Below are 214 nucleotides of genomic sequence, written 5' to 3'. Positions count from 1 at the left end.
GCGCCTACGGCGCATTGGCAGAATTTGCAGGTCGCTATCGCGATCGAGTGAAGCAGGCCATCCCTGAGGAGACGCCACGGCGCTTGTTCTGGGAGCAGGTGATGGAGGGCACAGTTGCGGAACAGGTCATGGGCGGCCGTGAAAGCCGCGCCGAGGAGCTCCTGGAAGAGCAACTGGCTAACACTGAAGCTCATTATGTCGGTGAGGTATATCT

The 214-nt window shown here is 59.3% G+C and carries 1 pseudogene; it reads left to right on the top strand.

The features are described from left to right. Positions 1–214 (top strand): annotated as a pseudogene (locus A3709_RS17275) (siroheme synthase); the annotation flags it as partial.

Source organism: Halioglobus sp. HI00S01, assembly GCF_001635445.1.
In the GTDB taxonomy this organism is placed as follows: domain Bacteria; phylum Pseudomonadota; class Gammaproteobacteria; order Pseudomonadales; family Halieaceae; genus Halioglobus; species Halioglobus japonicus.
Note: the sequence above shows the minus strand (reverse complement) of the source record. Positions and strands in the feature narration are given on the sequence as shown.